Source organism: Wolbachia endosymbiont of Drosophila bocki, from assembly GCF_028982005.1.
Taxonomy (GTDB): Bacteria; Pseudomonadota; Alphaproteobacteria; order Rickettsiales; family Anaplasmataceae; genus Wolbachia; species Wolbachia pipientis.
The window spans coordinates 1-1,733 of the sequence record NZ_JAPQLG010000066.1; the positions used below are offsets into that span (position 1 = coordinate 1).

The 1,733-nt window shown below is 36.9% G+C and carries 2 protein-coding genes and 1 pseudogene; all 3 read left to right on the plus strand.

From position 1 onward, the window contains the following. Positions 1-97 precede the first annotated feature (97 nt). A complete protein-coding gene (locus OZD61_RS01315; protein WP_274979567.1) occupies positions 98-358 on the plus strand; it encodes a hypothetical protein in 261 nt (86 codons plus the stop codon). A gap of 12 nt (positions 359-370) precedes the next feature. Further along, a complete protein-coding gene (gene rpsO, locus OZD61_RS01320; protein ID WP_274979568.1) occupies positions 371-643 on the plus strand; it encodes a 30S ribosomal protein S15 in 273 nt (90 codons plus the stop codon). Positions 644-657: 14 nt separating this feature from the next. After that, positions 658-1,733, plus strand: a pseudogene (locus OZD61_RS01325) (polyribonucleotide nucleotidyltransferase); the annotation flags it as partial.

The window sequence follows — 1,733 nt, forward strand, 5'->3', positions numbered from 1 at the left end:
ATAGCTTCATGAATTTATTGTACGTTACCTACTATCCGAAGAGCGATGCAACAAAGCCATCCCAGTGTCACGCACTGGGATGACAGAGGGGGGTGGGATGACAGAAGATGATGGAGTGACAGGGAGTAATACAAAAAGTTTCGTCATCCCCATTGAATCGGTTTTAAAATCGATGTTCAAAGTTGAAATTTCCCTAGAAGATGCGGGGAAAATCAGAAAAGGTCAGGAAGTTGTATTAAATAACTTGCGTAATTTAAAGAATCATGATATTTGTTGTGCGGTGGTGGGTAGTGTACCTATTGCAATCTGCAGTTTTATTTGTGGTTGTGTGAAGCCTATTCGTGTTTTTAGTATTTAAAATGAGGTTTAGATGTCGATAACATCCGAAAAGAAAAAGAGTTTGATAAATATATATGCAATTAAAGAAGATGATACAGGCTCATCTTTTGTACAATGTGCAATTTTGACCGAGAGGATCAGTAACTTAACTGAGCATTTTAAAGTGCACAAGCATGACCGTCACTCTAAGCGTGGTTTACTTGTATTGATAGGTAGAAGACGCAAGCACTTAAATTATATAAAGCGTAAATTTGGTAATGAAGCCTATCAGGAATTAATAGAGAAGTTAGGCATTAGAAAATAATCGAGGAATTTAATATGTTTAAAATTATAAAAAAATCTATAGAGTGGGGTGGTCGTGCCTTATCTTTAGAAACAGGAAAAATAGCACGCCAAGCTCATGGTTCAGTAGTTGTAAATTACGGTGATACTTCTGTTTTAGTAACTGTTGTACGTAAAAAGAAGGAAGAAAGCGTTGATTTCCTACCTTTAAATGTGCAGTTTATCGCAAAAAGCTATGCCATGGGTAAGATCCCTGGCGGGTTTTTTAAAAGAGAAGGCAAGCCATCTGATAGAGAAACTTTAATCTCAAGAGTAATAGATAGAAGTATAAGACCACTATTCCCAGAAGGATTTCATGATGAAATTAGTGTGGTGTGCAATCTATTAACCTATGATACAGTCAATCCTCCTGAAGTGCCAGCATTGATTGGTGCTGTTGCAGCTCTTGCAATTTCTGGTGTTCCCTTTCACTTTACTATAGCTGGAGTGATGGTTGGTTGTGATGAAAATAATAACTATATACTCAACCCTTCTGTTCAAGAGATGAAAGCAAGCAGCTTGGATCTGTTTTTGTCTGGTGATGAAAATTCAATTTTAATGGTTGAATCAGAAGTGAAAGAGCTCTCTGAAGAAAATGTTTTTAATGCAATAAAATTTGGCCATGAACACCTTAAGCCTGTCATTAAGCTCATAAAAGAGTTTGCTGATACAATTGGCAATAAACCTGAGAGCTTTGCCCCTATTGATGCATCAGATATAACACAAGAGCTCGAAAAATACGGTAAAGATTTTGAAAAAGCATATTCGCAAACAGTAAAACAAGAGCGAGTTCAAGCTCTAGAAGCGATCAGAGAGAATATATTGAATACTCTTAAAGAAACTGGAAAAGACGAAAAGTTAATTACGTATGCAGTAAAAAACTTTGAAAGATCCTTAGTACGTGAAATAATTAGGAAGAAAAGTGTAAGGATAGACGGTCGTAAGCATGATGAGATACGTCAGATAGAAGTTGAAGTTGATATTCTGTCCAAAGCTCACGGTTCTGCACTATTTACAAGAGGCAATACTCAGGCACTGGTTGTTACTGCTCTTGGCACCACTCAAGATGAGCA

Bases quoted from the DNA above. Each gene is read 5' to 3' on its own strand.
- OZD61_RS01315 (WP_274979567.1), top strand. From the start codon at position 98: ATGACAGAAGATGATGGAGTGACAGGGAGTAATACAAAAAGTTTCGTC.
- rpsO (WP_274979568.1), top strand. From the start codon at position 371: ATGTCGATAACATCCGAAAAGAAAAAGAGTTTGATAAATATATATGCA.